This is a genomic window from Salibaculum sp., from assembly GCF_035270045.1.
Taxonomy (GTDB): Bacteria; Pseudomonadota; Alphaproteobacteria; order Rhodobacterales; family Rhodobacteraceae; genus Salibaculum.
This window is the reverse complement of the sequence record NZ_DATFIP010000052.1, coordinates 1-26,641: the sequence shown is the minus strand read 5'-3', so window position 1 is coordinate 26,641 and position 26,641 is coordinate 1. Positions and strand designations below refer to the sequence as shown.

28 protein-coding genes and 1 riboswitch are annotated in these 26,641 nt (G+C 66.9%); of the genes, 8 read left to right on the top strand and 20 right to left on the bottom strand.

Annotated elements, in window-relative coordinates; all coding sequences use genetic code 11:
• Window positions 1–14 precede the first annotated feature (14 nt).
• Entirely contained in the window at window positions 15–917 is a 903-nt protein-coding gene (locus VJ897_RS08485) for a DMT family transporter (protein WP_324055066.1), read from the bottom strand.
• A gap of 111 nt (window positions 918–1,028) precedes the next feature.
• A complete protein-coding gene (gene ilvC / locus VJ897_RS08480; RefSeq protein ID WP_324055064.1) occupies window positions 1,029–2,051 on the bottom strand; it encodes a ketol-acid reductoisomerase in 1,023 nt (340 codons plus the stop codon).
• A 139-nt stretch (window positions 2,052–2,190) separates the two neighbouring features.
• Between ilvC and VJ897_RS08475 the strand changes: the two genes are divergently transcribed.
• The 3 genes from VJ897_RS08475 (at window position 2,191) to VJ897_RS08465 (ending at window position 4,702) form a co-directional block, all read left to right on the top strand.
• Window positions 2,191–2,646 carry an Lrp/AsnC family transcriptional regulator gene (locus VJ897_RS08475; RefSeq protein WP_324055062.1) on the top strand — a complete coding sequence of 152 codons (456 nt, stop codon included), beginning with the start codon at window positions 2,191–2,193 and terminating at the stop codon, window positions 2,644–2,646.
• On the top strand, window positions 2,643–3,098 hold the full coding sequence (locus tag VJ897_RS08470) for an Lrp/AsnC family transcriptional regulator (RefSeq protein WP_324055059.1): 456 nt from the start codon (window positions 2,643–2,645) through the stop codon (window positions 3,096–3,098). Before VJ897_RS08475 ends, VJ897_RS08470 begins: the two co-directional genes overlap by 4 nt.
• A 116-nt stretch (window positions 3,099–3,214) precedes the next feature.
• Complete coding sequence (locus VJ897_RS08465; protein ID WP_324055083.1) at window positions 3,215–4,702, top strand: AMP-binding protein; 1,488 nt, start codon at window positions 3,215–3,217, stop codon at window positions 4,700–4,702.
• On the opposite strand, the gene VJ897_RS08460 is transcribed toward VJ897_RS08465, so the two are convergent.
• The 12 genes from VJ897_RS08460 to ftsY all read right to left on the bottom strand — a co-directional run bounded on the left by VJ897_RS08460 (window position 4,699) and on the right by ftsY (window position 16,049).
• Window positions 4,699–5,376, bottom strand: a complete 678-nt coding sequence (locus tag VJ897_RS08460) for an SOS response-associated peptidase (RefSeq protein ID WP_324055057.1) — start codon at window positions 5,374–5,376, stop codon at window positions 4,699–4,701. The genes VJ897_RS08465 and VJ897_RS08460 overlap by 4 nt on opposite strands.
• Before the next feature lie 5 nt (window positions 5,377–5,381).
• A complete protein-coding gene (locus tag VJ897_RS08455) occupies window positions 5,382–6,575 on the bottom strand; it encodes a class I SAM-dependent methyltransferase (protein ID WP_324055081.1) in 1,194 nt (397 codons plus the stop codon).
• On the bottom strand, window positions 6,575–6,715 hold the full coding sequence (locus VJ897_RS08450) for a hypothetical protein (protein WP_324055055.1): 141 nt from the start codon (window positions 6,713–6,715) through the stop codon (window positions 6,575–6,577). The genes VJ897_RS08455 and VJ897_RS08450 overlap by 1 nt, the downstream gene beginning before the upstream one ends.
• Window positions 6,694–8,145: a TrkH family potassium uptake protein gene (locus VJ897_RS08445; RefSeq protein WP_324055054.1), complete on the bottom strand. Its 1,452-nt coding sequence runs from the start codon at window positions 8,143–8,145 to the stop codon at window positions 6,694–6,696. The genes VJ897_RS08450 and VJ897_RS08445 overlap by 22 nt, the downstream gene beginning before the upstream one ends.
• A 60-nt stretch (window positions 8,146–8,205) precedes the next feature.
• Window positions 8,206–9,309 (bottom strand): GTP cyclohydrolase FolE2, encoded by a 1,104-nt coding sequence (gene folE2 / locus VJ897_RS08440; protein ID WP_324055079.1) that lies wholly within the window; start codon window positions 9,307–9,309, stop codon window positions 8,206–8,208.
• 102 nt (window positions 9,310–9,411) lie between these two features.
• Window positions 9,412–9,912, bottom strand: a complete 501-nt coding sequence (locus tag VJ897_RS08435) for a GNAT family N-acetyltransferase (protein WP_324055053.1) — start codon at window positions 9,910–9,912, stop codon at window positions 9,412–9,414.
• A complete protein-coding gene (locus tag VJ897_RS08430; RefSeq protein ID WP_324055052.1) occupies window positions 9,912–11,090 on the bottom strand; it encodes an aminotransferase class V-fold PLP-dependent enzyme in 1,179 nt (392 codons plus the stop codon). Before VJ897_RS08430 ends, VJ897_RS08435 begins: the two co-directional genes overlap by 1 nt.
• 52 nt (window positions 11,091–11,142) lie before the next feature.
• Window positions 11,143–11,220: riboswitch (SAM riboswitch) on the bottom strand.
• A gap of 98 nt (window positions 11,221–11,318) precedes the next feature.
• Window positions 11,319–11,924, bottom strand: a complete 606-nt coding sequence (locus tag VJ897_RS08425; protein ID WP_324055050.1) for an inner membrane-spanning protein YciB — start codon at window positions 11,922–11,924, stop codon at window positions 11,319–11,321.
• Between the two features lie 9 nt (window positions 11,925–11,933).
• Window positions 11,934–12,836 (bottom strand): EamA family transporter, encoded by a 903-nt coding sequence (locus tag VJ897_RS08420; RefSeq protein ID WP_324055048.1) that lies wholly within the window; start codon window positions 12,834–12,836, stop codon window positions 11,934–11,936.
• Entirely contained in the window at window positions 12,833–13,735 is a 903-nt protein-coding gene (locus VJ897_RS08415) for a hypothetical protein (protein ID WP_324055046.1), read from the bottom strand. Before VJ897_RS08415 ends, VJ897_RS08420 begins: the two co-directional genes overlap by 4 nt.
• The gene (locus tag VJ897_RS08410) at window positions 13,732–14,682 is read right to left on the bottom strand and encodes a hypothetical protein (protein WP_324055044.1); all 951 of its coding nucleotides are present in this window, start codon (window positions 14,680–14,682) and stop codon (window positions 13,732–13,734) included. The genes VJ897_RS08415 and VJ897_RS08410 overlap by 4 nt, the downstream gene beginning before the upstream one ends.
• Window positions 14,679–16,049, bottom strand: a complete 1,371-nt coding sequence (gene ftsY / locus VJ897_RS08405) for a signal recognition particle-docking protein FtsY (protein ID WP_324055042.1) — start codon at window positions 16,047–16,049, stop codon at window positions 14,679–14,681. The genes VJ897_RS08410 and ftsY overlap by 4 nt, the downstream gene beginning before the upstream one ends.
• A 194-nt stretch (window positions 16,050–16,243) precedes the next feature.
• Between ftsY and VJ897_RS08400 the strand changes: the two genes are divergently transcribed.
• Window positions 16,244–17,311, top strand: a complete 1,068-nt coding sequence (locus VJ897_RS08400; protein ID WP_324055040.1) for an alkane 1-monooxygenase — start codon at window positions 16,244–16,246, stop codon at window positions 17,309–17,311.
• Complete coding sequence (locus tag VJ897_RS08395) at window positions 17,308–17,691, top strand: hypothetical protein (RefSeq protein WP_324055038.1); 384 nt, start codon at window positions 17,308–17,310, stop codon at window positions 17,689–17,691. The genes VJ897_RS08400 and VJ897_RS08395 overlap by 4 nt, the downstream gene beginning before the upstream one ends.
• A 26-nt stretch (window positions 17,692–17,717) precedes the next feature.
• On the opposite strand, the gene xseA is transcribed toward VJ897_RS08395, so the two are convergent.
• The gene (gene xseA, locus VJ897_RS08390) at window positions 17,718–19,271 is read right to left on the bottom strand and encodes an exodeoxyribonuclease VII large subunit (RefSeq protein ID WP_324055036.1); all 1,554 of its coding nucleotides are present in this window, start codon (window positions 19,269–19,271) and stop codon (window positions 17,718–17,720) included.
• A gap of 65 nt (window positions 19,272–19,336) precedes the next feature.
• Here xseA and purD point away from each other — a divergent pair, with 65 nt between their 5' ends.
• Entirely contained in the window at window positions 19,337–20,602 is a 1,266-nt protein-coding gene (gene purD / locus VJ897_RS08385) for a phosphoribosylamine--glycine ligase (protein ID WP_324055034.1), read from the top strand.
• Window positions 20,603–20,691: 89 nt separating this feature from the next.
• Here purD and VJ897_RS08380 read toward each other — a convergent pair whose 3' ends face one another.
• From VJ897_RS08380 to VJ897_RS08360, 5 genes are all read right to left on the bottom strand, one after another.
• Window positions 20,692–21,195 carry a CarD family transcriptional regulator gene (locus VJ897_RS08380; protein WP_324055032.1) on the bottom strand — a complete coding sequence of 168 codons (504 nt, stop codon included), beginning with the start codon at window positions 21,193–21,195 and terminating at the stop codon, window positions 20,692–20,694.
• Between the two features lie 255 nt (window positions 21,196–21,450).
• Entirely contained in the window at window positions 21,451–21,786 is a 336-nt protein-coding gene (gene fdxA, locus VJ897_RS08375) for a ferredoxin FdxA (RefSeq protein ID WP_324055030.1), read from the bottom strand.
• A gap of 30 nt (window positions 21,787–21,816) precedes the next feature.
• Window positions 21,817–22,230: an Hsp15 family ribosome-associated heat shock protein gene (gene hslR, locus VJ897_RS08370; protein ID WP_324055028.1), complete on the bottom strand. Its 414-nt coding sequence runs from the start codon at window positions 22,228–22,230 to the stop codon at window positions 21,817–21,819.
• On the bottom strand, window positions 22,227–25,088 hold the full coding sequence (locus VJ897_RS08365; protein ID WP_324055026.1) for a helicase-related protein: 2,862 nt from the start codon (window positions 25,086–25,088) through the stop codon (window positions 22,227–22,229). Before VJ897_RS08365 ends, hslR begins: the two co-directional genes overlap by 4 nt.
• 24 nt (window positions 25,089–25,112) lie before the next feature.
• Window positions 25,113–25,673 carry a tetratricopeptide repeat protein gene (locus VJ897_RS08360; protein ID WP_324055024.1) on the bottom strand — a complete coding sequence of 187 codons (561 nt, stop codon included), beginning with the start codon at window positions 25,671–25,673 and terminating at the stop codon, window positions 25,113–25,115.
• 74 nt (window positions 25,674–25,747) lie between these two features.
• Between VJ897_RS08360 and VJ897_RS08355 the strand changes: the two genes are divergently transcribed.
• Complete coding sequence (locus VJ897_RS08355; protein ID WP_324055022.1) at window positions 25,748–26,038, top strand: SCP2 sterol-binding domain-containing protein; 291 nt, start codon at window positions 25,748–25,750, stop codon at window positions 26,036–26,038.
• A 7-nt stretch (window positions 26,039–26,045) separates the two neighbouring features.
• Window positions 26,046–26,641 (top strand): alpha/beta hydrolase (locus VJ897_RS08350; RefSeq protein ID WP_324055021.1); only part of this gene is annotated, 596 nt, incomplete at its 3' end.

The window sequence follows — 26,641 nt, the reverse complement described above, 5'->3', positions numbered from 1 at the left end:
CCAGCTCGTGCACCTCAGGCGCGCACTTTGAACAGCCGCCGCTGTCGGCGCCACTGGCTGATCGCGAGGCCTGCCAGAATCAACGCGAGCGCGACGAAGAAGCGGCCCGGCAGCGCCTCGTTCAGAACCAGCGCCCCGAAGACCATCGACCAGACCGGAACCTGGTAGTTGACCAGCGTCATGAAGACCGACCCCGCGCTGCGCACAACCGTCACCCGCAAGAGCGCGGCCAGGGCCGTGGGCACAAGCCCCAGGAAAAGGATTGCAAGCCCCGGCGCGCCGGGCTGCCACTCCGGCACCCCCTCGATCAGCAGCATCGCAGGGACGAGGCAGACCGCGCCGACCGTCAGGGTGATCGCGGCCATAGCGATGGCATCGACCGGCGGACAGCGGCGGGTCAGAACCGAGGCGACGGCATAGGACAGCGCCGCCCCCAGGCAGGCGATCTGTGCAAGCGGCACGATCCCCTGCCCGAGCCGCAACGCCCCCGGCCCCAGCAAGACCGCGGCGCCAACGAAGCCAAGGATCACGCCCAACGTCTTGCGCAGGGCCAGTTTCTCGTCACTGACAAGGTGCGCCAGGGGCAGCACGAAGAGCGGCATCGCCGCCATGGCCAGTCCGGCAAAGGCCGAGGGCACATATTGCTGGCTCCAACTGAGCAGGAAGAAGGGCAAGGCGGTATTCAGCGGTCCGATCACCGCAAGGTAGGTCCAGACGGCCCGCCCACGCGGCCAGGGCCGGCCAAGGACCTGCATCAAGGCCAGCAGCGACACCGCCCCCAGCGTGGTGCGCGCGCCGGCCACCGTCAGCGGTCCATAGCCCTGCAGGGCAATGGAAACGACCATGAAGGTCCCGCCCCAGATCAGGCCGAGGGCGATGACGGAAAGCCAGTTCGTCAGGGTCGGTTGCGGCGCCATGTCCGCCACTTGCCCTGAAACGAAACGGTCCCGCAAGCACCTGCTTGCGGGACCGGGGTCGAATTACCGGGAATTCCATCCAGCAACGGGAATTGTGTAATTTCCGTCCGCTCAGTTCTTGGTCTTGTCCACCAGCTTGCCCGCGGAAATCCAGGGCATCATGGCGCGCAGCTTCTCGCCAACCTGTTCGATCTGGTGTTCGTCGTTCAGGCGGCGGGTGGCCTTGAACATGGGCTGGCCAACGGCATTTTCCTGCATGAAATCACGCACGAAACGGCCGGTCTGGATGTCATTCAGGACCTCTTTCATGCGCTTCTTGGTCTCGTCATAGGGCAGAATGCGCGGACCCGAGACGTATTCGCCGTATTCGGCGGTGTTCGAAATCGAGTAATTCATGTTGGCGATGCCGCCCTCGTAGATCAGGTCCACGATCAACTTCACCTCGTGCAGGCATTCGAAATAGGCCATTTCTGGCTCGTAGCCGGCCTCGACCAGGGTCTCGAAGCCCATGCGGATGAGCTCGACCAGTCCTCCGCAGAGAACGGCCTGTTCACCGAACAGGTCGGTTTCGCATTCCTGCCGGAAGTTGGTCTCGATGATGCCCGAGCGCCCGCCACCGATGGCCGAGCAGTAGGACAGGCCGATTTCCATGGCCTTGCCGGTGGCGTCCTGGTCCACGGCCACCAGGCAGGGCACGCCGCCGCCCTTGACGTATTCGCCACGCACGGTGTGGCCCGGGCCCTTGGGGGCCATCATGATCACGTCGACGCCTTCGGGCGCCTCGATCAGGCCGAAATGCACGTTCAGGCCATGGGCAAAGGCGATGGCCGCGCCAGGCTTGAGGTTGTCGCGGACGTATTTGCGGTAGGTCTCCGCCTGAAGCTCGTCGGGCATGGTGAACATCATCAGGTCGCACCAGGCGGCCGCCTCGGCGATGCCCATGACCTGCAGGCCTTCGCCTTCAGCCTTGGCGGCCGAGGCCGAGCCGTCGCGCAGGGCCACGGCGACGTTCTTGGCGCCGCTGTCACGCAGGTTCAGAGCATGGGCGTGGCCCTGCGATCCATAGCCGAGTATGGCGACCTTCTTGTCCTTGATCAGGTTCACATCGCAATCGCGATCATAATAAACGCGCATGGGGCGGTCCTTTCTTTTGGCTTGCTTGTCTCGGGCGCCGTTATGCCGCCAGCCGGCAGGGATAGCGAGAGGGCAAAACAGTCTTTTTACCGCCTTAATGATGTTGTTATTCGCTATTTTTTTTAATAATGAATTTTTCATGCTAGATGACCTGGACCGCCGTATCCTGCGCCAGTTGCAGGCCGATCCGAGCCTGACCGCCGCCGACCTGGCCGGGCGGGCAGGTGTGACGGCCCTGCGCGCGACACGCAGGCTGGCCCGGCTGGAAGAGCGCGGCATCCTGCGCGGACGTCGCGCGCGGATCGACTGGACGGCGCTGGGATATGCCGTGGCAGTCAGCCTGCGCTTCACCCTCGAAAAGACCCAGTCGAACGCCTTCGACGCCTTCATCTCCGCCGCGCGCGAGATCCCCGAGGTTGTCGAAATACAGACCTTCCTTGGCCGGGTCGACGTGCGGCTTTACGTGATCGCCCGCGACATGGCCCATTACCAGCAGCTCTACCGCGAGCGCATCCTCGCCCTGCCCCATATCGCCGAACTGGAGGCGCTGATGACGGTCGCGACACTCAAGAACGACGAAAGCCTGCCCCTGTGACGGACCTGGACGCCACCGATCGCGCGCTGCTGCGCGAGATGACCCGCGATGCCGGGCGCAGCGCGGCGGCCGTGGGTGACACGGTGGGGCTGAGCCAGCCCGCCACCTGGCGGCGCCTGCGGCGCCTGCGCGATGCGGGCGTACTGGCTGGGCAGAGGGTCGATCTGGACGCCGAGGCGCTGGGGTTCGGCGTAACGGTGTTCCTGGGCGTCAAGCTGGCCACCAAGGGCCGGGTGAGCCTCGAGGATTTCGAGCGGGCGGTGACCGCGATCCCCGAAGTGCAGCTGGTCGAGCACGTGCTGGGGATGTATGATTACCGCCTGCGCGTCGTGGCCCGCGACCTGTCCGATTTCGAGCGGGTCTTGCGGCGCCGGATCATGACCCTGCCCGGGGTGGGCGACGTGGAGGCGAACGTGCTGCTCTCGGATGAACGCCGACCCGGGCCGATCTAGCCATTGCCCCCGACGCTGGGCCCGGCAAAGATGTGCCCATGCATGACCACACCGAACACCCGCCCGATTGCGGCTGCCGCCTGCATGCCGCACCGCCGGACGACACGCCGCCCGACATGGCGCCGAACACGCTTTATGACGCGCTTTTCGCGCCGCATATGGACAGCGCCGCCCCCTTCCTCGAATGGCAGGGCCGGCGGATCGGCTATGCCAAATTCCTGCGGCTGGCGGCGCGCGCCGCCAATGCCTATGCCGCTGCCGGGCTGGGCACCGGAGATCGAGTCGTGGTGCAGGTGGGCAAGTCGCCCATCGCGCTGGCGCTCTATGCCGGGGCCGTGCAGGCCGGGGTGGTCTACTTGCCGCTCAATACCGCCTATACACCGGACGAGGTCGCCTATTTCCGCGAGGACAGCGGCGCGCGCCTACTGATCTGCGACCCTGTCTCGGAGCAGGCGCTGGCGGGCGGTGGCCCTGTCCTGACCCTGGCCGCCGATGGCGACAGCGGCAGTTTCCTCGACCTCATGGCGAAACAGGAAGACGTGGCCCCGGTCGCCGAACGCGGGCCCGACACCCTTGCCGCGCTGCTATACACATCGGGCACAACGGGACGCTCCAAGGGCGCGATGCTGACCCATCGCAACCTGTTGTCCAACGCGCAGGCCCTGCGCGAGTTGTGGCGCTTCACCGACCGCGACAGGCTGATCCACGCCCTGCCGATCTTTCATACCCACGGGCTTTTCGTGGCGACCAATGTCACCTTGCTTGCCAGGGGCAGCATGATCTTGTTGCCGAGATTCGACCTGGATGCGGTGATCGCCACCCTGCCCCGCGCCACCACCATGATGGGCGTGCCGACCTTCTATACCCGCCTGTTGGACGATGACCGGCTGGACCGGGCCCTGACCGCCGACATGCGGCTGTTCATTTCCGGCTCGGCCCCGCTGCTGGCGGAAACGCATGATCGCTTCACCGCGCGGACGGGGCACCGCATCCTGGAACGCTACGGCATGACGGAAACCAGCATGTCCACCTCGAACCCCTACGAGGGCGACCGGCGCGCGGGCACTGTGGGCCAGCCGCTCCCGGCTACGGAGCTGAAGATCCGCGACCCCGAAACCGGCGCGGACCTGCCCCCCGGCGAGATCGGCGTGATCGAGGTGCGCGGCCCGAACGTCTTTCAGGGCTATTGGAACATGCCCGACAAGACCGCCGAGGAGTTGCGGCCCGACGGGTTTTTCATCACCGGCGACCTGGCCGTGCAGGCGGAGGATGGCTATGTCACCATCGTCGGCCGCGCCAAGGACCTGGTCATTTCCGGCGGGCTGAACGTCTATCCCAAGGAGGTGGAAGAGGCGATCGACGCCCTGCCCGGGGTTGTCGAAAGCGCGGTGATCGGCGTGCCCCACCCTGATATGGGCGAGGCCGCGGTCGCCGTGGTCGTAGGCGACATCGCGCCCGATACGGTCAGGAGCGGCCTGAGCGGGCTGGCGCCCTTCAAGCAACCGCGCCATGTCGAGGTGGTTTCGGAACTGCCCCGCAACACCATGGGCAAGGTGCAGAAGGCGGCGCTGCGCAAGAGTCATGCGAGACTGTTCGCGAGTTAGCCTTCGTCCTCCGGGTCGACCGGTTCGATCAGGTCCGGCCCGCTGGCGCGGTTGGAATTCACGGCCGGGCTGACCCGGTGAAAGTCCAGCACGTCCTCCTTCGGAGCGTGCATCAGTGTCGCCGCGCCCTTGCCTGCCTCGCCCAGCCAGAGCGGCCAATCGTCCTGTTCCAGGATCACCGGGATACGGTGATGGACCCGCGACATGGCCTCATTGGCGCCGGTGGTGACCACGGCGCAACTGCTCAGCGCTTCGCCGCCGCGTTCCCAGTCCTGCCAGATGCCGGCAAAGGCCAGCGGGGCGCCGTCACGGCGGGTGATATACCAGGGCAGCTTGGTGCCGTCCTCCAGCCGGGTCCATTCGTAGAAACCGCTGGCCGGGACCAGGCAGCGGCGTTCCCGGCAGGCGGCGCGAAAGGCGGGTTTCTCGGCGATGGTTTCGGCGCGGGCATTGATCAGCAGCGGGCCGTCGTTCACCGCCTTGTACCAATGCGGCACGAAGCCCCAGCGCATGGGCCGCAGGTGGCGCGTCTCCGCGTCGCTGGTCACGGTAGCGACCTGCGCGGTGGGGCAGACATTGTAGTTCGGCACCGGCGGCAGGTCGTTGGCCGGGGCCGCGTCAAAGACCTGTGCGATCGCGTCATGCGGCAAAGTCAGGGCCATGCGTCCACACATCGCGCCTATCTCCCGAGTCCGGAATAGAGCAGCAGGCCGAAACCGCCCAGTTCCCGGTCCACCTGCGCCCAGAGCGTGCCGAAGGCCAGCGGATCAAGCCGCGCTGCCCCGGCGATTTGCGCCAGGGTCCGCCGGCCGTCGATACCCGCGACGAGCGGGGCGGCCCGTTTCGGCAAGCGCAGGGTTTCTCTCACCATGCCGAAACGCAGCGGCAGCGCCTTGCCCGCTGCGATCTCGCGGGCCAGCTTGGCGGGCGCCCCGCCCTTCAGGTGGGGGACCAGCGACAGGTCCGAGGGCCGCGCGCGGGCGTTTGCGCGACCGGCCTCGACCGCGTAACCCACATGGACCTTGAAGGTTCCGCGCAATTGCTCGGCGACGGCCATGCGGGTCGCCTGGTCCATGTCGGCCGGGATGTGTGCCAGACGGGACGGATCATAGAGCGCCGGCTGCACGAAGCCCGACAATTGCCAGCCGGTGCGTTCCATCACCGCCAGCAGCTCGGCCACGGCAAAGGCCCGGTCCCGCGAATGCAGCAGCAGGTCATAGAAGCCCGCGTCGGATTGTTCATGGTCGCCCACGAGGCGGTTGCGCTTGAAGGGATGATCCTCGGGCAGACGCGCGAAGATCTCTTTCGCGCGGGCCAGCCTGTCTTGCGGGGGCAACCCCGACAGCAACGCGCCGAAAGCGGCTTGCAAAGGGTAGACACCGCTGCGCCCGTGGGGCGCATAGACCATGAAGCCAAGTCCGCCCCCCGGGGCAAGCGCGGCGCGCAGGGCGGCAAAGCCCGCCACCGGGTCCGGCAGGTGGTGCAGCACGCCGCAACAGTCGATGTAGTCGAATGCGCCGTAGTCGCCCGCCTCCAGAAGCGATCCGGTCTCGAACCGGATGCCGGTCAGACCGCGCGCGCGGGCGCGGGCCTCGGCCACGTTTCGCGATGCAGTCGACAGGTCGAGATAGGTAATCTCGCTGGGCTTGCCCGCCCAGGCCATCATCTGCGCCAGCTGGATCAGCCCGTCACCCGTGCCGCCGCCGGCCACCAGCACGCGCAGCGGGGTGGACCAGTCTCGATGTCCGGCAAATATGAAATGGTCGATCTCGCGCGGCTCGGACGGCGACCCGGCGATCAGCCGTTTGCCCTCGTCCGCAGGGTCGCGGTCGGGATAGGGATAGGCCTCGTACTGGTCGCGCACCCGGCCCATCATCGCCCCAGGGTCAGGGGCTTGCGCGCCGGTTCCAGCCGGGCCTCGGCCACCGATATGTCCTTGAGGATGTCCCGCCACCCCGCAGGTGTCCGGCCATCAGACGCCATGCCCCGCATCAGCCCCTCCAGAAATGCCATGTCAGGATGGTGAAAACGGCCATGATTTCAAGCCGCCCCACCAACATGGCGATCGAGAGGATCCACTTGGCGGCGTCGTTCAGCCCGCCGAAGTTGCCCGCCGGACCGATCTCGTTGCCCAGTCCCGGCCCGACGTTGGCAATGGCCGTGGCTGCACCGCTGATGCTGGTGATGAAGTCCAGCCCCGTCATGCCCAGCAAGACGCCTGTCACCCCGATGGCCACCATGAAGGCGACGAAGAAGGCCATGACCGAACTCAGCGCCTCTTCGCTGACCGGGCGGCCCTGGTATCGCACGTTGAAAACGCCATGCGGGCTGTGGATGCGGCGGATCTGCGCCTTCACCGCCGAGAACAACAACTGGTAACGGAAGACCTTGACCGAACAGGCGGTGGAGCCGGCGCAACCGCCGATCAGCCCGGTGAAAAAGATCACCGTGACCGCGAAGGGCCCCCATTGCATGTAGTCGGCGCTGGCATAACCGGTCCCCGTCAGGATGGAGACCACATTGAACAGAGACTTGCGAAACCCTGTCTCGGTCAGCGCGTCACCAAGCGCCCAGTTCCAGGTCGCCAGCACCAGCACAAGCACCGCGGCGATGACAAAGAAGGCGCGGATCTGTCGGTCGCGGAACAGCGGCCGGGCGCCGCTGCCCGAGATCAACTGCACGTAACGCACGAAGGGCAGCGCCGCCAGGAGCATGAAGACCGCGGCCGTGTATTCCACCCCCGGCCCGAAGACCCCGAAGGAACTGTCGTAATTTGAAAAACCTCCGGTGGCGATGGTGGTCATGGCATGGATGATGGCATCGAAGGTGGACATCCCCGCAACCCCGTAAAGCAGCGCGCACCCCAGCGTCAGGCCGACGTAGATCACGGAGATCGAACTGGCGATCTCGGTCGCGCGGGGCAGGATCTTGCCCATTGTGTCGAACCCCTCCGAGCGGAAGATCTGCATGCCCCCGACCTTGAGTTCGGGCAGGAACACCATGGCCACGACGATGATCCCGATGCCGCCCAGCCACTGCAGGATGCCGCGCCAGAGCTTGATGCCCTCGGGCAGGGTGTCTATGCCGCTCAGCACGGTGGACCCGGTGGTGGTCAGCCCCGACATGGCCTCGAAGAAGGCATCCGTGAAGGACAGCCCGTCAATGGCCAGAAGAAAGGGAATTGCCCCGAAAAGCGGCAACGTGAGCCAGACGAGCGTGGTCAGAAGGAAAGTCTGCCGGATCGTCAGCCCGGTGGAAATTCCGCTGGAGCAGGACAACGAGACCAGCCCGCCGATCATGATCGTGATCACACCGCTTTCCAGGAAGACCGGCCAATAGCCGTTTCCGGCCACGAGGTCGGCCAGAAACGGCGCGGCCATCGTCACACCCAGCGCCGCCACAAGCAGGCCGATGACATATCCCACGGGGCGCAGGTCCAACATGGTCAAAAGCGTTGGCCCGCCCCGCCGGGATAGTCAAGCGCGTGCGCCGCGGCGGCCCGCTCAGCGCGCGTGGATCAGCGTGGAAAACAGCTTGGGATCGAGGCTTTCCGACTCGAAGGTCGGCCCCTCGGTCAGAACGCTGACGGCATCGTGGGAATGCAGGCTTTCCTGGTGGCTGGCGATCACCCGGAAATCACCGATGCGCGCGTCACCCTGCAGCGTTTCGGCAAAGAGCCGCGCGGCATCCTCGACGAAGACGGGATTGGCGGCGTTGAGTTCGGCAAAGGCCTGTTCGTCCTCGCGCTTGACCATGACCTGGGTTTCCGTGGGCACCGCGGCGCGGCACAGGTCGATCAGGTCCTCGAACCACAGGCAGGGCGCGCCGGCATCCACCTCGACGGAGACGCGCGCGACAGACCGCTGGGAATGGGGGGTGGCCAATTGCCCACGATACTGCCGGGCGTGTTCGGACAGTTCCAGCGAACAGGGGCAGGTCGAGGAATAGACATAGTCGAGGTGGATCATCCGGCGGCGCTGGCCATCGGTTTCAACCACTTCCAGCGCGATATCGTAATACTGGAAACCGGACAGGCCCGACCGCAGGGAGTCGACCTTCACCGGAAAGGAAAAGCGCATCTCGATTCGCGCGTCGAAACTCTCCAGGTCTGTCTTGTAGGCATCCAGCGCGCGCTCGATCACCTCGAAGGAAAAGGTCTCTTCGGCGTGCTTGTAGAATGTCCGCATGATGCGGGACATGTTGATGCCTTTTTTCTCGGCCTCCAGGCTGACGGTGCCGGTGACGCTGGCCTCGAGCGTCAGGTCGCCGTTGTCACGGGTGTGAAAGCGGATCGGCAGGCGGAAGTTCGATATGCCGACGTGCTGGATTGCCCGGCGGGCGCCGCGGATCATGCTGGCCGGGCCGTTCTGAAGATCGGGCATGGTGGCCTTGTAGGCCTCGTCAACCCGGAAATCCTCGGGATAGGCGCGGGCCAGTGCCGGATAGTTCGACACCTCGCCGCCGGGAATCAGACGCGACACCAGCGGGTCAAGATCGGCCGCTTCGGCGTCGCTGACCCCCTCTGCCCAGCGGCGCAGCAGCGCCAGCGCATCGGCAGCATCCTCGCGGGTCAGCTCACGGGTAAGGTCCTTGGAATGCAGGTTCATGTCGGCCTCTTTGATCGGCGTGTGTGCCTCCCATGACATGGGGCGTTGCCGCACGCTTGTCCAGATAATGCCTTCCCTATACGACTTTGCGACATCGACGGATCACGCTATCCTGCCGTTTGCGCCCGAAAAAGCCAAGGTTCTTGCCACCAGCCGCTTTTCCATCGCCACCCGGTCCAGCACGATGCCGCCACGGATCAGCGGGTCGGGGGCGACCACCCGCCACCCCCGATTGGCGAAAAAGGGACGGGCCATCAGGCTGGCACGCGTGGTCAGGACCGGCAGCTGCCGCGCCCGCGCACGGCTTTCCAGCACCGCATACAGACGATCTGCCACCCCCTGCCCGCGATGCGTGGGCAACACGAAGGCCAGGTCCAGATTCCCTGCCGCGTCCATCGCCATGAACCCGATGATCTCCTCCACCTCGGCCACGACGGTTTCCAGCCCGTCTAGCCGGCGGGCAAAGTCCCCGGCCGAGGGGCGATGGGGCGCCCAGGCGGCGCGGGCGGCTTCGGCATAGGGGCTGGGGCCCTCGCGCACGGCGCGCCAGAACACCCCGGCCAGCGCGCCCGCTTCCTCGGGGCGTGAGTCGCGGATCCACATCAGGCCGCCCCCAGTGCCGCCGTCAGGTCGGCGATCAGGTCGGCAGGCTCTTCCAGCCCGATGGACAGCCGCACCAGACCGTCACTGATGCCCAGCGCGTCCTTCTGGTCCTGCGGCAGACGCTGGTGGGTCGTGGTCGCGGGATGGGTGGCGATGGACTTGGCATCCGCGAAATTGTTCGAGATCGTCACGAGCCGCAGCGCGTTGAGCACCCGGAAGGCAGCCGCCTTGCCGCCCCGGACCTCGAAGGCCAGCACGGTGCCGCCCGCCGCCGTCAGAGACCGCGCGAGGGCCTGCTGCGGATGAGCCGCGTGGGTCGGGTAGCGCAACCGCGCGACGGCCGGATGCTGCGCCAGCGCCTCGGCCACCCGTGCCGCGGTTTCGGCCTGGGCGCGCACGCGCAGGTCAAGCGTTTCCAGTGCCTTGAGATGCGTCCACGCGGTGAATGGGTTCATCGCCCCGCCGGTGTGCTTCATGTAGGTCTCGACGGGTCCGCGGATCAGCTCTCGCGAGCCGCAGATCACGCCGCCCAGCATCCGCCCCTGCCCGTCCACGTGCTTGGTCGTGGACACGATGGCGATATCGGCGCCGCAGTCCCGCGCGTAGGAATAGATCGGCGTGGCCATGGCATCGTCGGCCACGGCAAGGGCGCCCTGCGCATGGGCCAGGCGCACGACCTTGGGCATGTCCACAACCTCGAGCGTGGGGTTCGAGATGCTCTCGAAGAAGACCAGCCGCGTGTCGGGGCGGATCGCGGCGGCCCAGGCGGCATTGTCCGTGCCGTCGACCAGTGTCACCTCGACCCCGAAGCGGGCCAGGATGTCTTCGAGCACGTAGAGGCACGACCCGAACAGCGCCCGGGATGACACCACGTGGTCACCCGCCTTCAGCAGCGCTGTCAGAGCGCCGGAAACGGCCGCCATGCCGCTGGTGCAGGCAAAGGCATCCTCGTATCCCAGCATGTCGGCCATGCGGTCCTCGAACATGCGCATGGTGGGGTTGCCGTAGCGGCCGTAGATGAATTCGTCCGCGCCGGCCGACTTGAACCGGGCCTCGGCGGCCTCGGCGCTGTCGTAGACGAACCCCTGGGTCAGAAAGAGCGCCTCGCTCACTTCGCCGTACTGGCTGCGCCGCGTGCCGGCATGAACCGCCCGAGTGCGCCGCGTCCACTTGTCCATTGTGCCCTCCTTCAGGCATGAAAAAACCCCGATACCGGACAAAGGCATCGGGGCAAGCATCCCATCGACCCTTTTAGCGGCATCTTTAGAGTGGCCCGCAATCCGGTAACAAATCGCCACTGGCGTCCCGCATAGGCCAAGCCTGCCTTCGGGTCAAGACAGACGGCCACTTGCACGCCCCCGGCAAACAGCCCCGTCAGATCAGCCATGACGGGTGTCGCGGGCAGGTCAGTCCTCTTCCTTTTCCTCGATCAGGTAGCGTTGCAGGCCGACGATCTGCATCCACAGGAACACGAACAAAACGACGGGAAAGCCGAAAGTCTCGATCGTCACCCAGGTGGTGTCGGACATGGTGCGCCAGACGATCTCGTTGGCGACAGCCAGACCGATGAAGAGCGCGAACAACCGCCGTGTCAGGATCATCCAGCCCGCGTGTTCCATGGGCAGGAATTCCCCCATCACGAACTCCAGGTAGCTGCGTCCTCGCAACAACCCGATCCCCAGCAGTCCCGAGAAGGTGCCGTAGACAATCGATGTCTTCATCTTGAAGAAGCGCTCGTCGTTGAACCAGGCCGTCAGCGCCCCGAAGAAAATCACCATGAAGGCCGTGAATATCTGCATCCGGCTGAGCTTGCCGGTCAGGTGCCACAGCACCGCCATGGCGACCAGCAGGATCGGCACGAAGGCCACGGTGGCGACGATGAAACCGGAATACTCGGTCTCGCCATAGGTAAAGCTGTCATCCTTGATCCGCAGATACAGCAGGAAAAAGGCCAGGGTCGGTCCCAGTTCCAGAAGCTGTTTCACCCAGGGTTTTATCTGTTTCTCTGACATGGCTCCCTCTTACCCTCCGAATTCCACGATGACAGCCCCCAAAGCGATCAATCCCATCAGGAACAGGCGGCGCGGCCCCACGGTCTCACCCAGGATGAACCAGCCGATCAGCGCCGCCCAGACCGTCGAGGTCTCGCGCAGGACCGCCGCCTCGCCCACCTTGTCGAGTCGCGTGGCCAGCATGACCCCGCCGAAGCTGACCCAGGCGATGATGGCCCCGAAGAAGCCCCGCCGCATCAAGGAGCCGATCCCGCCCGGCGCACCAAGGCGGCGATACCGCACCCATGCCAGAATCGGGAAATCCAGCGCGGTGATGAAGAAGAACCAGGCAAGGAAGGTGAAGGGGTCCGCCGATTGCCGGATGCCCCAGGCGTCGTAGACGGTATAGAAGGCCACCAGCAGCCCGCCGATCAACGCCCAGACAAGGCCCCGCCGCGCCCCTGCCGGGTCAACCGCGTCGGCGGCCATGTTGCGCAGCGCCAGAAGCGCCATGCCCCCCGACAGGCACGCCACGCCCGCCCATTGCAACGGCGTGAACAGTTCCCCGAACAGCAGGCTGGCCGCGAAGACCGTCACCAACGGCCCGGTGCCGCGGATCACCGGGTAGACCACCGTGTAGGCCGCCCGGTCATAGGCCAGCGCCACGGCGAACTTGTAGAGGAAATGGACGCAAAGCGCGCCCGCCAGGATGGCGAAGGTCCGCGGCGTGGGCCAGGGCACCAGGAACAGCGCCACCGGGGCGGAGATCACAACCAGCCAGCCGTCGATGGCCCCGCGCATCAACCAGGGATCATGACGGCCCTTCTGCAGGGCGCCGAACCCGGCGTGCGCCAATGCCGACATCAAAGCCAGCAGCGACGCCCAGAGCGCCCCCTGAGGCGTTCCGGCGATGGAGAGGATCCAGTCGCTCACTCCGCCTGGTTAGGATCCGGCGACCAGATCACGTCGGCCCGAACCCCGTCGAAGAGCGCCGCCACAGGGTCGTCGCCGCTCATGGCCTTGCCGTAGAGCAACAGCCCGGCCAGCCCCGAGAACATCACCCGATTGTCCGAGCGCAGCCCCAATTCCAGCGTGCCGCGCGGCGCGGGCAGCGCCGCGACGAAGGCATCGAGGTTCGCGCGTGCCGTTTCATCGAACAGGTTGCCCGGCAGGCGGGCGAGCCCCTCGCGGACCATCCGGCGGATCTCGCGCGGGTCGCCCGTGATGTCGAACTGCGGCAGGACGCGGTTCTCGACCCAGCCGTTCAACCTTGCCCTCGTGTTCAGGCGGCCCAGGGCAACGCTGCCCATGCTGACCTGCGTCATGGCCCGCGACGAGAAATCCACCCGCTCCAGCACAGCGGTCAGGAACAGTTCGTCACCCGCACCCGAGCTGATCCGCAGGCGCTCCACGATCAGTTGACGCGTATCGGAAACGTGGCGCAGGGCCAGGGCGACGTCCACCGGCAGGGCGCGCCGGGCGGCGCCGCGCATGAAGGCATCGCCCGGCTCCGCGCGCCAGTCGGTGATACGCAGTTCCAGCGCCTCTGGCGGGCGTTTTTCTTCGATCAGGCGATCAACCCCCTCGGCACGCCAGTCCAGCGTGGCAAAGGGCGGGGCGCCCAGCCGTGGATCATCTCCGAACAGGCGGCACCATCCGTCCGGCGTCACCGCATGGCGCGCGCGATCGGCGGCATAGATGTCTGCCTGGTCGAGCCCGAGGGCAGCTGCCCCGGCGGCCAGCCCCGCCCGGCACTGATCGCGCTGCATCGGCGCATAAGCCAGGGCCGGCGTCGCCAGCAGCAACGCCATCAGGAAGGACACATACCTCATTGCCCACCCCGCGTGGCGGTCCAGGTCGCAGCCAGACGCATCTGCGGCAAGTAAGGGCGCAGCAAGTCCAGGCGCGCACGCAGCGGGGTCAAGGCCAGCGCGTCGGTCAGAATCTCACCGACGGGCAGCGGCGCGTCTGTCTGCAGCTGAACGCGCAGCGTGCCGCGCGGGCGCGGCAGGCTGTCCAGCGCCGCCGCAAGCGCGGTGCGCGACCGCGGCGGCAAGAGGTCATCGTCCACTTCGGCCAGCGCCGCCTTGGCCCGCGCGATCAACCGGGCCACCTGCGCCTCGGGCACGGGGCCGTCGGGATCGAGCAGCGCCTCGGCCAAGGGCACGGCCAGGTAGCGTTCGAGAAAACCGGTCGCGGTCACCTCCAGGGTAAGCGTCTCCAGCGTCACCGTGCCAAGGCTGCGCCTCATGGCCGCGCGGTCGGCCAGGTCGACGCCACTGGCGCGCGCTGTGACGCCGAAACCGCCGAGTCCACCGAAATCCATCACGAATTCATTGAGCGTCAGCGCCTTGGCGACCCCGTCCCATTGCAGCCGCAGCGCCCCCGATCCCTCGAATTGCGGACCTTGCAGGCGATAGGCGTAGTTGCGCACCGGGTTGCCGATCTCGGGCCACGTGGCTATGCGCCCCACCTCCACCTCGACCGACCGCGGCGGCAGTCCATCCTCGATCAACCGGACGGGATCACCCAGCCGCCAACGCAGGTCGGTCAATTCAACCTCGTGCGAGACGCCTCCGGTCCAGCGCAGGTCTGCAATGCCGCACCAGCCGTCGTCCGTCGCGCGCGGCGGATCGTGGCGGGTGTCCTCTGGCGGCCAGCCGACGGTCCGGGCCAGAATGTCCCAGCTGGCCTCGCAGACCGCGGTGCTCATCCGGTCCTGGGCGGCGGCAGGGCCGGCCAAGGCGACGGCCAGCACGACAGCGGCCAGCGCCCTCACCGATCCAACCCCGTCAGCGCAGCGGCAAAGTCCTCCGGATCGAAGGGTGCCAGGTCGTCGATCTGCTCGCCCACGCCAATGGCGTGGATCGGCAGGCCGAACTGGTCGGCCAGCGCCACCAGCACGCCGCCCTTTGCCGTGCCGTCGAGCTTGGTCATCACCAGGCCCGACACATCTGCGAGCTGCTGGAAGGTCTTGACCTGGGAAAGCGCGTTCTGGCCCGTGGTCGCGTCCAGCACCAGCAGGGTGTTGTGCGGCGCCTCGGGGTCCTTCTTGCGGATCACCCGGACGATCTTGGCCAGTTCCTCCATCAAGTCGGCGCGGTTCTGCAAGCGGCCCGCGGTGTCGATCATCAGCAAGTCAGCGCCATCGGTCTGGGCCTTCTCCATGGCATCCCAGGCCAGGCTGGCCGGGTCCGAGCCCTCGGGCGCGGTCAGCACCGGCACCCCGGCGCGGTCGCCCCAGACCTGCAATTGTTCCACGGCGGCCGCGCGGAAGGTGTCGCCGGCGGCGATCACCACGGATTTGCCGGCTGCACGGAACTGACTGGCCAGCTTGCCGATGGTTGTCGTCTTGCCCGAACCGTTCACGCCCACGACAAGCACGACCTGCGGCTTTGACGGGTAGAGCGGCATGGGCCGGGCCACCGGCTCCATGACGCGGGCCACTTCGGCAGCCAGCAATTCCTTGATTTCGAGGGTCGAAAGCTTCTTGCCGACCCGGCCCTCGGCCATGTTCGCGGTGACGCGCAGGGCGGTATCGACACCCATGTCGGCGGTGATGAGAAGCTCTTCGAGCTGTTCGAGCATCGCGTCGTCCAGCTCGCGCCGGACCACCGGCTTCTTGTCGCCCCGGCCCAGCAGGCGGCCCAGCAGGCCTGGCCCTGCCGATGCCTCCGCCGTTTGCGCCGCGCCCGCCACATCCATCGGCCGCGGCATTTCGGTCGGCGGGTTGTCAGGCAGTTCCTGCGGGGTCGGCTCGGGCGCCGGTTCGGGCGCTTGTGGCACCTCCTGCGGCGACTCGGGTGCCGTGGGTTCCGGCGCGCGCACCGGGCGTTCAGGCGGCGCAGGCTCAGGCCGCGGGGCCGGGTCCGGATCGGGGTCCGGTGTCGGCTCGGGGGTCGGCTCCGGATCGGGCTGCGGGGCGGGCACGGGATCGGGCGACGTTGGCGGAACGGGCGTCGGCTCGGGCGCAGGGTCCGGGTCAGGCGCCGCCGGTTCCGGGGTGGAATCGGGGGTCGGTTCCCGGACCGCGGATGCCCGCTCTTCCTCAGCGACGCCACCCTCTTCGACGATGGCGTCCAGCCCCTCCTCGATCCTCGACGAGGACTTGAACAACCGATCCTTGAGTTTGCTGAAAAAGGCCATGCGCGCGCGCTCCGGTGGGTGCTGGACTTTATCTAACCATATGCCGGGCAAAGGTTAAGGGCCGCGGCGCGATTCTCTACGACGACGGGTCGCTCCGAGGTGGGGCCCGTGATCCGTCCCGCTCGCCACTTTGGCCTTAATCCCGCCGACTTGGCGGGTTAGTCTGGTGCCGCGAAATTCGTTGAGGATCGAAGATGCGCCACCCGCTTGTTCTTTTTGCGCTTGCGACGCTTACCGCCCCGGCGTTGCTGGCGCTTGGAGCATTGATGGGCGGCGGCTGGGCCTGGGCGGGATTGCTGTGGATGACCCTGCTGACAGCGGTGCTGGACGAGGCCGTGGCCTGGACCCTGCCGTCCGAAGACCCCGCTGCCGAATTTCCCCGTGCAGATGCGCTATCGCTGGTCCTGGTGGTCGCGCAGATCGGGCTGTTGGGGCTGGTGATCCAGGCCTTGGGGCAGGGCCGGGTGGCCGGGATCGAGGCCCTTGCACTGGCCCTTGGCACGGGGCTGTTCCTGGGCCAGGTGGGCAATTCGAACGCCCACGAGCTGATCCACCGATCCACGCGCAGGCTGCGCCGGGCGGGTGTGCTCGCCTATGTCTCGGTGCTGCACGGCCAGCATGTCTCGGGGCACCTGCTGGTGCATCATGTTCATGTTGGCACCCGCGCCGACCCCAATTCGGCGCGCTGGGGCGAGGGGCTTTATCGGTTCTTCCTGCGCGCCTGGCCGGGCGAGCTGCGCCATGCCTTCGCCGCCGAACGCGCGCGTGATCGCGCCACGGGCCGCCCGCCTTGGCACAATCCTTTCGCGGCGTATCTTCTGGGCGGTTTGGCCTTCCTGGCGCTGGCGCTCTGGCTGGGGGGACCGGTGGGGCTGGCGTGGTATCTGGGGCTGGCGGCTTTTGCCCAGCTGCAGCTGATGACCTCGGACTACGTGCAGCATTACGGGCTGCGCCGCGAAACCGGCCCCGACGGCCGACCCGAGCCGGTGCGCCCGCGCCACTCGTGGAACGCCCCGCACTGGTTCAGCGCGGCGCTGATGCTCAACGCGCCGCGCCATTCCGACCATCACGCGCACCCGGCCCGACCCTACCCGGCCCTGCGACTGGAAGACGACATGCCACACCTGCCCTATTCCTTGCCGGTCATGGCCTGCATCGCGCTCTGGCCAGGTCACTGGCGGCGGCTGATGGACCCGCTGGCGACAGCCTGGCAGAACCGGATGGACGGGCGGCCTGACGATCTGCCAGACTGGCGCCCATGAAACAGCTTGCCGCCGTCCTCGCCCTCGTGCCCCTGCCCGCGTTGGCCGAAACCGCGATGAGCGGCGAGGAATTCGAAGCCTACATGACCGGCAAGACCCTGACCTTTTCGGCCAATGGCCAGCCCTACGGCGTGGAATACTACGCCCCTTCGCAGCGGGTCATCTGGTCATTCCTCGACGGCGCCTGCATGCAGGGCGAATGGTATGCCGAGGACCGTGCGATCTGTTTCGTCTACGATGACGACCCCGAGCCGAAGTGCTGGAAGGTCTACAAGGCGGACAATGGAATCCGGGCCGAGTTTCTCGACAGCGCCGAGCCCACCATTCTCTACGAGGTCGACGAGAGTGCGCCGCTGATCTGCGACAACATGGGGTCCTAGGACCCGCCAACAGGAGCCGAACCCGCCTAGAACAGGCTGCCCTGGTCCTTTGGCGGTGGCTTCGACCTGGAGGCCCTTGGCGGCTTCGGCGTCCCCGGACCGAGCGCAATCTTGCCATCGGTGAACTCCAGTTCCAGCGCCGCGGCCTTTCCGGCGGCCTTGGCCGTGGTCACGACCGCGCCATCACCCCGCACGACGGCGTAACCGCGCCTGAGGGTCTCGGTGTATCCGAGCGTCCGGCGCAGGTTGTCAAGCGCCTCCAGCCGCGCCGCGCGGCGATCCTGGGCTGTCCGGGCGGCCATTTGAAGCCGCTCAAGCCGGGCCCGAACGTCCTGCCTCCCGCGCGCGACGGCGCGCTCTACCGCAAGCGGGCTCAGCCGGCCCGCCTGAACCATGAAGCGTCCCCGGGCATCGCGGGCCGCCCGATCCAACGCCGGGGCCAACCGCGCGCCCGTTGCGGCCTGCCGCTCGCGCGCACGGTCCAGCCGACCCTGCAACAGCCCCGGCCGCAGGCTGCCCGCCGCACGGCTCAGCCGCAATTCGCCCGCACTGACCCGGCCCTTGAGCGCGAGGTCCAGCTTTTCCGACCAGTAGTCCAACCGCTGGCGGGCGTCCTCGACCAGTGTCTCGGGCCGGGGCAACAGCCGCCCGAGATCCTTCACCCGCTGCTTGCGCAGGCGCAGACCTTCGGTCTCGGCACGGTTCAACCGCATGTCGAGTTGCTCGATGGCCCCGATCAGCTCCAGCCGCACTGGCACCGCGATCTCGGCGGCCGCCGACGGCGTGGGCGCGCGCCGGTCGGCGGCATGGTCGATCAGCGTCGTGTCCGTCTCGTGGCCTACCGCCGAAATCAGCGGGATGTCACTGGCGGCGGCGGCGCGGACGACCTCCTCTTCGTTGAACCCCCACAAATCCTCGATCGACCCGCCACCACGGGCCACGATCAACAGGTCGGGCCGTGGCAGTGCCCCGCCGGGCGTCATCGCATTGAAGCCCCGGATCGCACGGGCCACCTGAGGCGCGCAGTCGCGGCCCTGAACCGCAACCGGCCAGACCAGCACCCGGCGCGGGAAACGGTCGCGCAAGCGATGCAGGATGTCGCGGATCACCGCACCCTGAGCCGAGGTCACGACCCCGATCACCTCGGGCAGGAAGGGCAGCGTCTGCTTGCGTTCAGGGGCGAAAAGACCCTCGGCCTGCAACGCCTTGCGCCGTTTCTCCAGCATCGCCATGAGCGCGCCGACCCCGGCCACGGCCACCTCGGTTGCGTTCATCTGGTATTTCGACTGGTTGGCGAAGGTGGTCATGCGACCATGGGCGACGACCTCCATGCCTTCTTCCGGGATGACACTCAGGCCGGAAATCTGGCCCTTCCAGGTGGTACAGGCCAGCACCGCCCTGTCATCCTTGAGATCGAAATAGAGATGCCCCGACCGGGCGCGGACGACACGGCCCACCTCGCCCTTGACGCGGACATGGCCGAACTCGCCCTCGATGGCGCGCTTGACCGCACCCGACAGCTCGCTGACGGTGAATTCCGGCGTATTTCCTGCCTTTTCCGGCTCGTCGATCAGGTCCATGCGCGGCGCCCTTGTGCTGCTTTGCCGCCGATCCTAAAAGGCCCGCAGTCAAAGGGAAAGCGACCATGAACATCCTGATCCTCGGTGGTGGCGGGCGTGAACATGCCCTCGCCTGGGCCGTCATGCAGAACCCCAAGTGCGACAGGCTCATCGTCGCCCCGGGCAATGCGGGCATCGCGCAAATCGCCGAATGCCCCCGGCTGGACATCCTGGACGGCGAGGCGGTGGCCGGGTTCTGCGCGGAGAATGCCGTCGACCTGGTGATCATCGGCCCGGAGGCCCCCCTGGCGGCCGGGATGGCAGACCAGTTGCGCGCCGCGGGGCTTTCCGTTTTCGGACCTTCAGGCGCTGCCGCGCGGCTGGAGACGTCCAAATCCTTCACGAAGGCAATCTGCGCGGCCTGTGGTGCCCCCACCGCCGGGTATGCCCGTTTCACCGAGGCCGAGGCCGCCAAGGCCCATGTTCGCGACAAGGGTTGCCCGATCGTGGTCAAGGCCGACGGGCTGGCCGCGGGCAAAGGGGTGATCGTGGCCATGGACGAGGACACGGCGCTGGCCGCGATCGACGACATGTTCTTGGGGGAGTTCGGCGCCGCCGGGGCCGAGGTCGTGATCGAGGAGTTCATGACAGGCGAGGAAGCCTCATTCTTCGTGCTTTGCGACGGGAATACCGCCCTGCCCGTGGGCACCGCGCAGGACCACAAGCGCGCCTTCGACGGCGACGAGGGCCCCAATACCGGCGGAATGGGCGCCTATTCGCCGGCGCCGGTCCTGACAGATGCCCTGGTGCAGAAGACCATGGACGAGATCGTTCAGCCCACCATCGCCGAGATGGCCCGACGCGGCACCCCCTACCAGGGCGTGCTCTATGTCGGGTTGATGATCGAGGATGGCCAGCCGCGCCTGGTGGAATACAATGTCCGTTTCGGCGACCCGGAATGCCAGGTGCTGATGATGCGGCTGGGCGCGCAGGCGCTGGACCTGATGCAGGCCTGCGCCGAGGGCCGGCTGCACGAGACCCAGGTCAACTGGGCCGAGGACCACGCCATGACCGTGGTCATGGCCGCGACGGGCTATCCAGGGTCCTACGAGAAAGGCAGCGTCATCAAAGGACTGGACAACTTGCCCGAGGACAGCATGAGCATGGTCTTCCACGCCGGCACCACGGAACGGGATGGCCGGATCATTGCCAGCGGTGGAAGGGTGCTGAACGTCACCGCCCGCGGCGCGACGCTGGGCGAGGCCCGCGACCGCGCCTATGCCATGATCGGGCGGATCGACTGGCCCGAGGGGTTCAACCGCGGCGATATTGGCTGGCGGGCGCTGGACTGACCGAGATCACCAAGCATTCGGTCAGAACGGCGACAGCCGCGTCCTGACGAACGCGGCTGTCCCGAGACTCCAGAACCGTGCCCGACGGGTCAGGCGGCGCGGCTGATCAGCACTTCGTCGATTTCCTTGGCGGCATCGGTCTCGTCACCGTTGTTCACGGCGGCGATTTCGCGGGTCAGACGTTCCAGCGCGGCTTCGTAAAGTTGACGCTCGGAATAGCTCTGCTCGCGCTGGTCGTCGGCGCGATGCAGGTCGCGAACGACCTCGGCAATGGCGATCAGGTCGCCGGAGTTGATCTTCTGTTCATACTCCTGAGCCCGGCGCGACCACATGGCCTTCTTGACCTTGGCCTTGCCGCGCAGGGTTTTCATGGCATCGGCCACCACGTCGGGCGTCGAGAGCGACCGCATGCCGACCTCGTCGGCCTTGTTGGTGGGGACGCGCAGGGTCATCTTGTCCTTGTCGAAAGAGATCACGAAAAGCTCCAGTTCGAAGCCTGCGACCTCCTGCTTCTCGATCGAGACGATCTGGCCCACCCCGTGGGAGGGATAAACCACGAATTGGTTAGGCTTGTATTGTGACTTCTTGGTCATGACTTCCTTCCAAAGGCGCCGCCCGCATGGGTCCCGCGACCCGGGTGGCAGAATTCCGGCGACAGAAGACCCGGCGGGACCAAACCGGTCCCGTCGGGCCTCCCATGCAAATCTCGGGTCAACACTTTCGCAGCATCATTTGAAATATAGCATAAAAATGGCACCTGAGGAAGTGCCGCGGTGCAGCATGACACGGATACCATTTTCGCTTTTCAGATCAATGACCTGCACCGGGACTGTGGCGCGAATCGAATGTCAGCCGCCCTCGCCCGGCTTTTCCGAGAAAAGCTCGAGCTTGCCGGGTTTGCCGTCCATGTCCTCGGCGGTGGGCAGCGGGTCCTTCTTGGTGATGATGACCGGCCACGCCTCGGAATACTTGCGGTTGAATTCCACCCACTTCTCCATTTCCGGCTCGGTATCGGGACGGATCGCGTCGGCGGGGCACTCGGGTTCGCAGACGCCGCAGTCAATGCACTCGTCAGGGTGAATCACCAGCATGTTCTCGCCCTCGTAGAAACAGTCCACGGGGCAAACCTCGACGCAGTCGGTGTACTTGCAGGCGATACAGTTGTCGTTGACGATATAGGTCATGGCGGTCCGAAAATTCTCCTTCGCCCCTAGCTAGTCCACCGAAGGGTCATCCGCAAGCGCAGAGGCCCCGATCTCGCGCAGGAAAGCCGCTCGATTCTCGCGGTCGCGCCGGGACGGGCGCCCGGTCCCGCGCGGGCGCTCGGCCCCGGACATGCGATCCGACGCGGGCACCGGGGCCGGGCCGATATCCTCGTAGAGTGCCTGCGCCTCGGGGGCCGGGCCGCGCCGCGTGCCCAGCTCGCGGATGCGCACCACGCGCAAGCGGTCGCCCTGGGGAAAGGTAAGCACCGCGCCGGGGCCGACCGCCCGGGCCGGTTTCGAGACCGGCGTGCCGTCGACACGGACCTTGGCCGCCTGCACAGCCTTGGCCGCCAGGCTGCGCGTCTTGAAGAATCGCGCCTGCCAGAGCCACTTGTCGAGCCGGATCGAGGGCGCCGCGCTCACTTGGTCTTGAGCCCTGCCAGCGCTTGGGCGAAGGGGTTGTCAGGGTCGATGGGTTTGTTCTTGCCCGCGGGTTTCGAGGCCCCTTTTTGCGCCCCGGTCCCCGCGTCCTTGCCACCGCCCTGGGGCTTGCCGCGCTTGCCCTTGGGCGCAGCCTTGCGGCCCTGCGGCTTGCGGGCCTGCTGCCCGCGCCGGTTTCCGCCCCAGGTGAAGGTGTAGAAAACCTCGACTTCCGCGGGGGCAGCCTCGGCCGCCGGGGTCTCGCCCGGGGGGGTCTCTTCTTCCGGGGCCGCGGGAATATCCGGGGCCACCTCGGGGGTCTCGGGGGCGGTTTCGGCCAGGGGGGCCACGCCTGCATCGGGGATGCGCTCGACCGCGTCTTCCGCCGTTTCAGGCGGGTCGCCGGCTCCAGCCCCGGGCGTTGAACCGGGTGCAGTCTCGGGTTCCGGCTCCGGCACATCGGCCAGCGCCGCGTCCACCGGCTTGACCTTCTCGCGCTCGCCGCGCTCGGCACGATACCCCAGGCCGTCCATCAGCCCCGCGAACTGTTCCAGCGTCATGCCCGTGATCGAAAGCATGTCCGCCGTGGCCTCGAAGCCGCCCCGCGTGTCCTGATCGCGCAGCATGTCCGCCAGGCGTTCCAGCATGTCGATGCGAATCGCCCGCTCACCGGCGGCGCGGTAGCCCGACATGGCATAGCTGCCCGGCGTCGCCCCCTCGACCGTTGGCACCGTGACCAGCCCGGGCGGCGGCGCCTCGGGGAATGTGTCCAGCCCCTTGGACAGCGACCAGAGCACCAGCCGCAGACGGGTTGGCGCCGGCTTCAGCAACACCGGCATGAAAATGGTGAACTGTCCGAAGCGCACGCCATGCTTGCGCAGGGCGCCGCGTGCCTCCTGGTCCAGCGCCTTGACCTCGTCGGCGACCTCGCCACGCGGAACCACGGCGAACCCCTCGATCATGCGGAAGGCAAAGCCCTTGGCCCGGCCCTGGAGCGTTTCGTCCTTCTGCATGGCCAGCATCGGCTCGAACAGCGTGGCGACGCGGCGGTCCATGAAGTGCTGCAACCGGCGCTGCACCTTCTGGGCAACCTCCGGCCCGGCCTCGTCATCGACGAAGGGCTCGACGCGCGGCTTGAGCGGTTCGTCGCCCGCCACCAGCTTTCCAACGGCCTGCCCACCCCACATCAGCCCGCCCTGCTCGGTGAAGTCGAGCTCGGTATCGGGTGCGTTGTAGAAGCGGTCGGCGCGCAGGCTGAACTGCGGCTGCAGCGCCTGCAGGGAAGCCTGCCGCAGGGTCTTGGCCTCGTCAGGGCTGGCGCTTTTGTCCTGCCTGAAACGGAAGCCTTCCAACTTGCCCACGAACTGCCCCTCGACAGTCACTTCGCCCTGATCGTTCACCTCGGCCACAAGGCCCTCCTTCTGCTTGAGCCGGCGAAGCAGCACGCTGGTCCGCCGGTCCACAAATCGTTGGGTCAGCGCATCATGCAACGCGTCCGACAATCGGTCTTCTACCGCGCGAGTCACCCCGCGCCAATGAGATTCGTCCGCGACCCAGCCCTTGCGCTGCGCGACATAGGTCCAGGTGCGAATATATGCCAGCCGCCTGGACAGGGTGTCTATGTCGCCGTCGGCCCGGTCGATGCGCTTGACCTGCCGCGCCATCCAGTCGTCGGGCACGCGCCCGTTTTCGTGAAGGAAACCAAAGATCCGGGTCAGCATCTGCGCGTGTTCGGTATGCGAGATGCCGCGGAAATCCGGGATGCGGCAGACATCCCAGAGCAGTCGCACGGATTTGCCGTCGCTGGCCCGGGCGCGGACCTCGGCATCCTCGGCGAGGGTCTTCAGCGCCAACAGGTCGTCGCTGTCGCGCACACGGGTCAGCCAGTCGTCGTCGGTGCGCATTTCCAGCGCGCGGATCAGCCGTTCCGGGGTGCCGAAATCCAACCTGGAATTGCGCCATTGCAGTTTCTTGACAGCGCGGAACTGGTGGTTGGTGATGGCCTCGACCACGGGTGCGTCGATCCCGGGCGCCTCGCCGGTGACGCCGAAGGTGCCGTGGTTCATGTGCCGCCCTGCGCGGCCCGCGATCTGGGCCAGCTCGTCGGGTTGCAGGTGACGCATCCGCCGCCCGTCGAACTTGGACAACGCCGAAAAGGCCACGTGGTCGATGTCGAGGTTGAGCCCCATGCCGATGGCATCCGTGGCCACCAGGTAGTCGACGTCGCCGTTCTGGTACATCGCAACCTGGGCGTTGCGGGTGCGCGGACTGAGCGCGCCCATCACCACCGCCGCGCCGCCCTTCTGGCGGCGCAGAAGCTCGGCGATGGCATAGACATTATCGACCGAAAAGCCGACGATCGCCGAGCGGCCCGGCATCCGGCTTATCTTTTTGGAACCCGAATAGGTCAGGTCGGAAAATCGCTCGCGTTTCATGAACTGCACACCGGGCACCATGGCGGAAATGACGCCACGCATGGTTTCGGACCCCATGAAGAGCGTCTCGTTCAGCCCGCGCGCCCGTAGCAACCGGTCGGTGAAGACGTGGCCGCGCTCGGGGTCGGCGGCCAGCTGGATCTCGTCCACAGCCAGGAAATCGCAGCCCATCCCCTCGGGCATGGCCTCGACCGTGCAGACCCAGTACTGGGTCCGGTCCGGAACGATACGTTCCTCGCCGGTGACCAGCGCAACCACGGACGGACCGCGCACCGCGACGATACGGTCATAGACCTCGCGCGCGAGCAGCCGCAGCGGCAGGCCGATGATGCCGGTGCGATAGGCCAGCATCCGCTCGATCGCGTAATGGGTCTTGCCGGTGTTGGTCGGGCCAAGGACCGCCGTGATCCGGGCAGGCTCGGGCATGGGTGGCCCCCTTGAAGGGAAGGGTCAGAGCGTGGACCCCTCCAGCTGCACTTCCAGCCGTTCGATGGCTTGCGCCAGGTCGGGCGAATTGGGGCTTATCTGTTCGATTTTTCGGTAGACCTCAAGCGCCTCCAGGGGGCGGTCCAGCTCCTGCAGGATGCGGGCAAACCCGGCCATCGCCCCGAAGTGGCGTGGATTGAGAACCAATGCTCGGCGCAGGTCGTCGAGGGCTGGCCCGTAGAGATCCTGCGCGAAATACGCCGTGGCGCGGGCTTGGTAACCTTCGGCGAACTCCGGCGCATGGTCGATCAGGGCGGTCAGGTGCTCGGCGGCAACCTTGACCTCACCCGCCTCCAGCGCCTCGCTCCCGCGCCGCAGAAGCAGGTCCATCGCCGGAGAGCCGCTCCTGGACCACGCGTCGCGAATCTGCGCCTCGATCCGGGCGGTCTGCTCTGTATCAGCTGTCTTCAGATCGGTGAACAGGCTGTCCAGGCGGTCGGTTTCAGCCGCGCCGGGCGCGGAAAATCCCAGCAACAGCACAAATGCCGCAACGATATGTTTGAAGCCGTGTCGGTCGATGCCCATAACTGACAATGTAACGCAACGAACGCCCGACGCCAGAGGCGGGTGGTCACATTCCAGCAAGAGGACCGACAGACATGAGCGACGTAATCTCCGAGGCCGTCACCGCCCTGAACGCAAAGATGGACGGTGCCGATTTCGACGGCACCGCCAAGTTCGTGATCGAGGACGCGGGCGCCGTGATTATCGACGGCGACGGCGCGCGGGCCGCCGACGAGGAGGCCGACGTGACGCTGACGGCGAACGCCGAGACATTCAAGGCGATCCTCGACGGTGAAGAGAACCCCACCGCCGCCTTCATGAGCGGCAAGCTGTCGGTGGATGGCGACATGGGGATGGCCATGAAACTGGCCGGCGTCCTGGGCTGACCCCACCATGGAGCAGGCCCCCTACAACGGGCGGACGGCCCGCAACCCGGCCGGCGTTGCCCACTGGGTGACAACCCCGGACGGGGTGCGCCTGCGCATCGGCCACTGGCCAATGGACGAGGCCCGCGGCACCGTCCTCATCTTTCCCGGCCGCACCGAGTATGTCGAGAAGTATGGCCCCGCCGCTGCGGATTTCGCCGCTCGGGGCTATGCGTCTCTGGCCATAGACTGGCGTGGCCAGGGGCTGGCCGACAGGCTGCAAGACAACCCGGTCGTGGGCCACGTGGGGCAATTCGCGGACTACCAGATTGATGCCCGCTCCGCGGTGGACCACGCCCGCGCCCTGGGCCTGCCCGAGCCCTTTCATCTGCTGGCCCACTCCATGGGCGGGGCCATCGGCCTGCGCTCCGTGATGGAAGGCTATCCAGTTGAAACAGCGTCTTTTTCCGCGCCGATGTGGGGGATATCCATGGCCACGCCCCTGCGTCCACTGGCCTGGGGGTTAAGCTCGCTCAGCCGTCCGCTGGGCTTTTCCCATATTGTCGCCCCGGGACAGGAGGCCGAAACCTACGTGCTGCGCGAGGGCTTCGCGGGCAACACCCT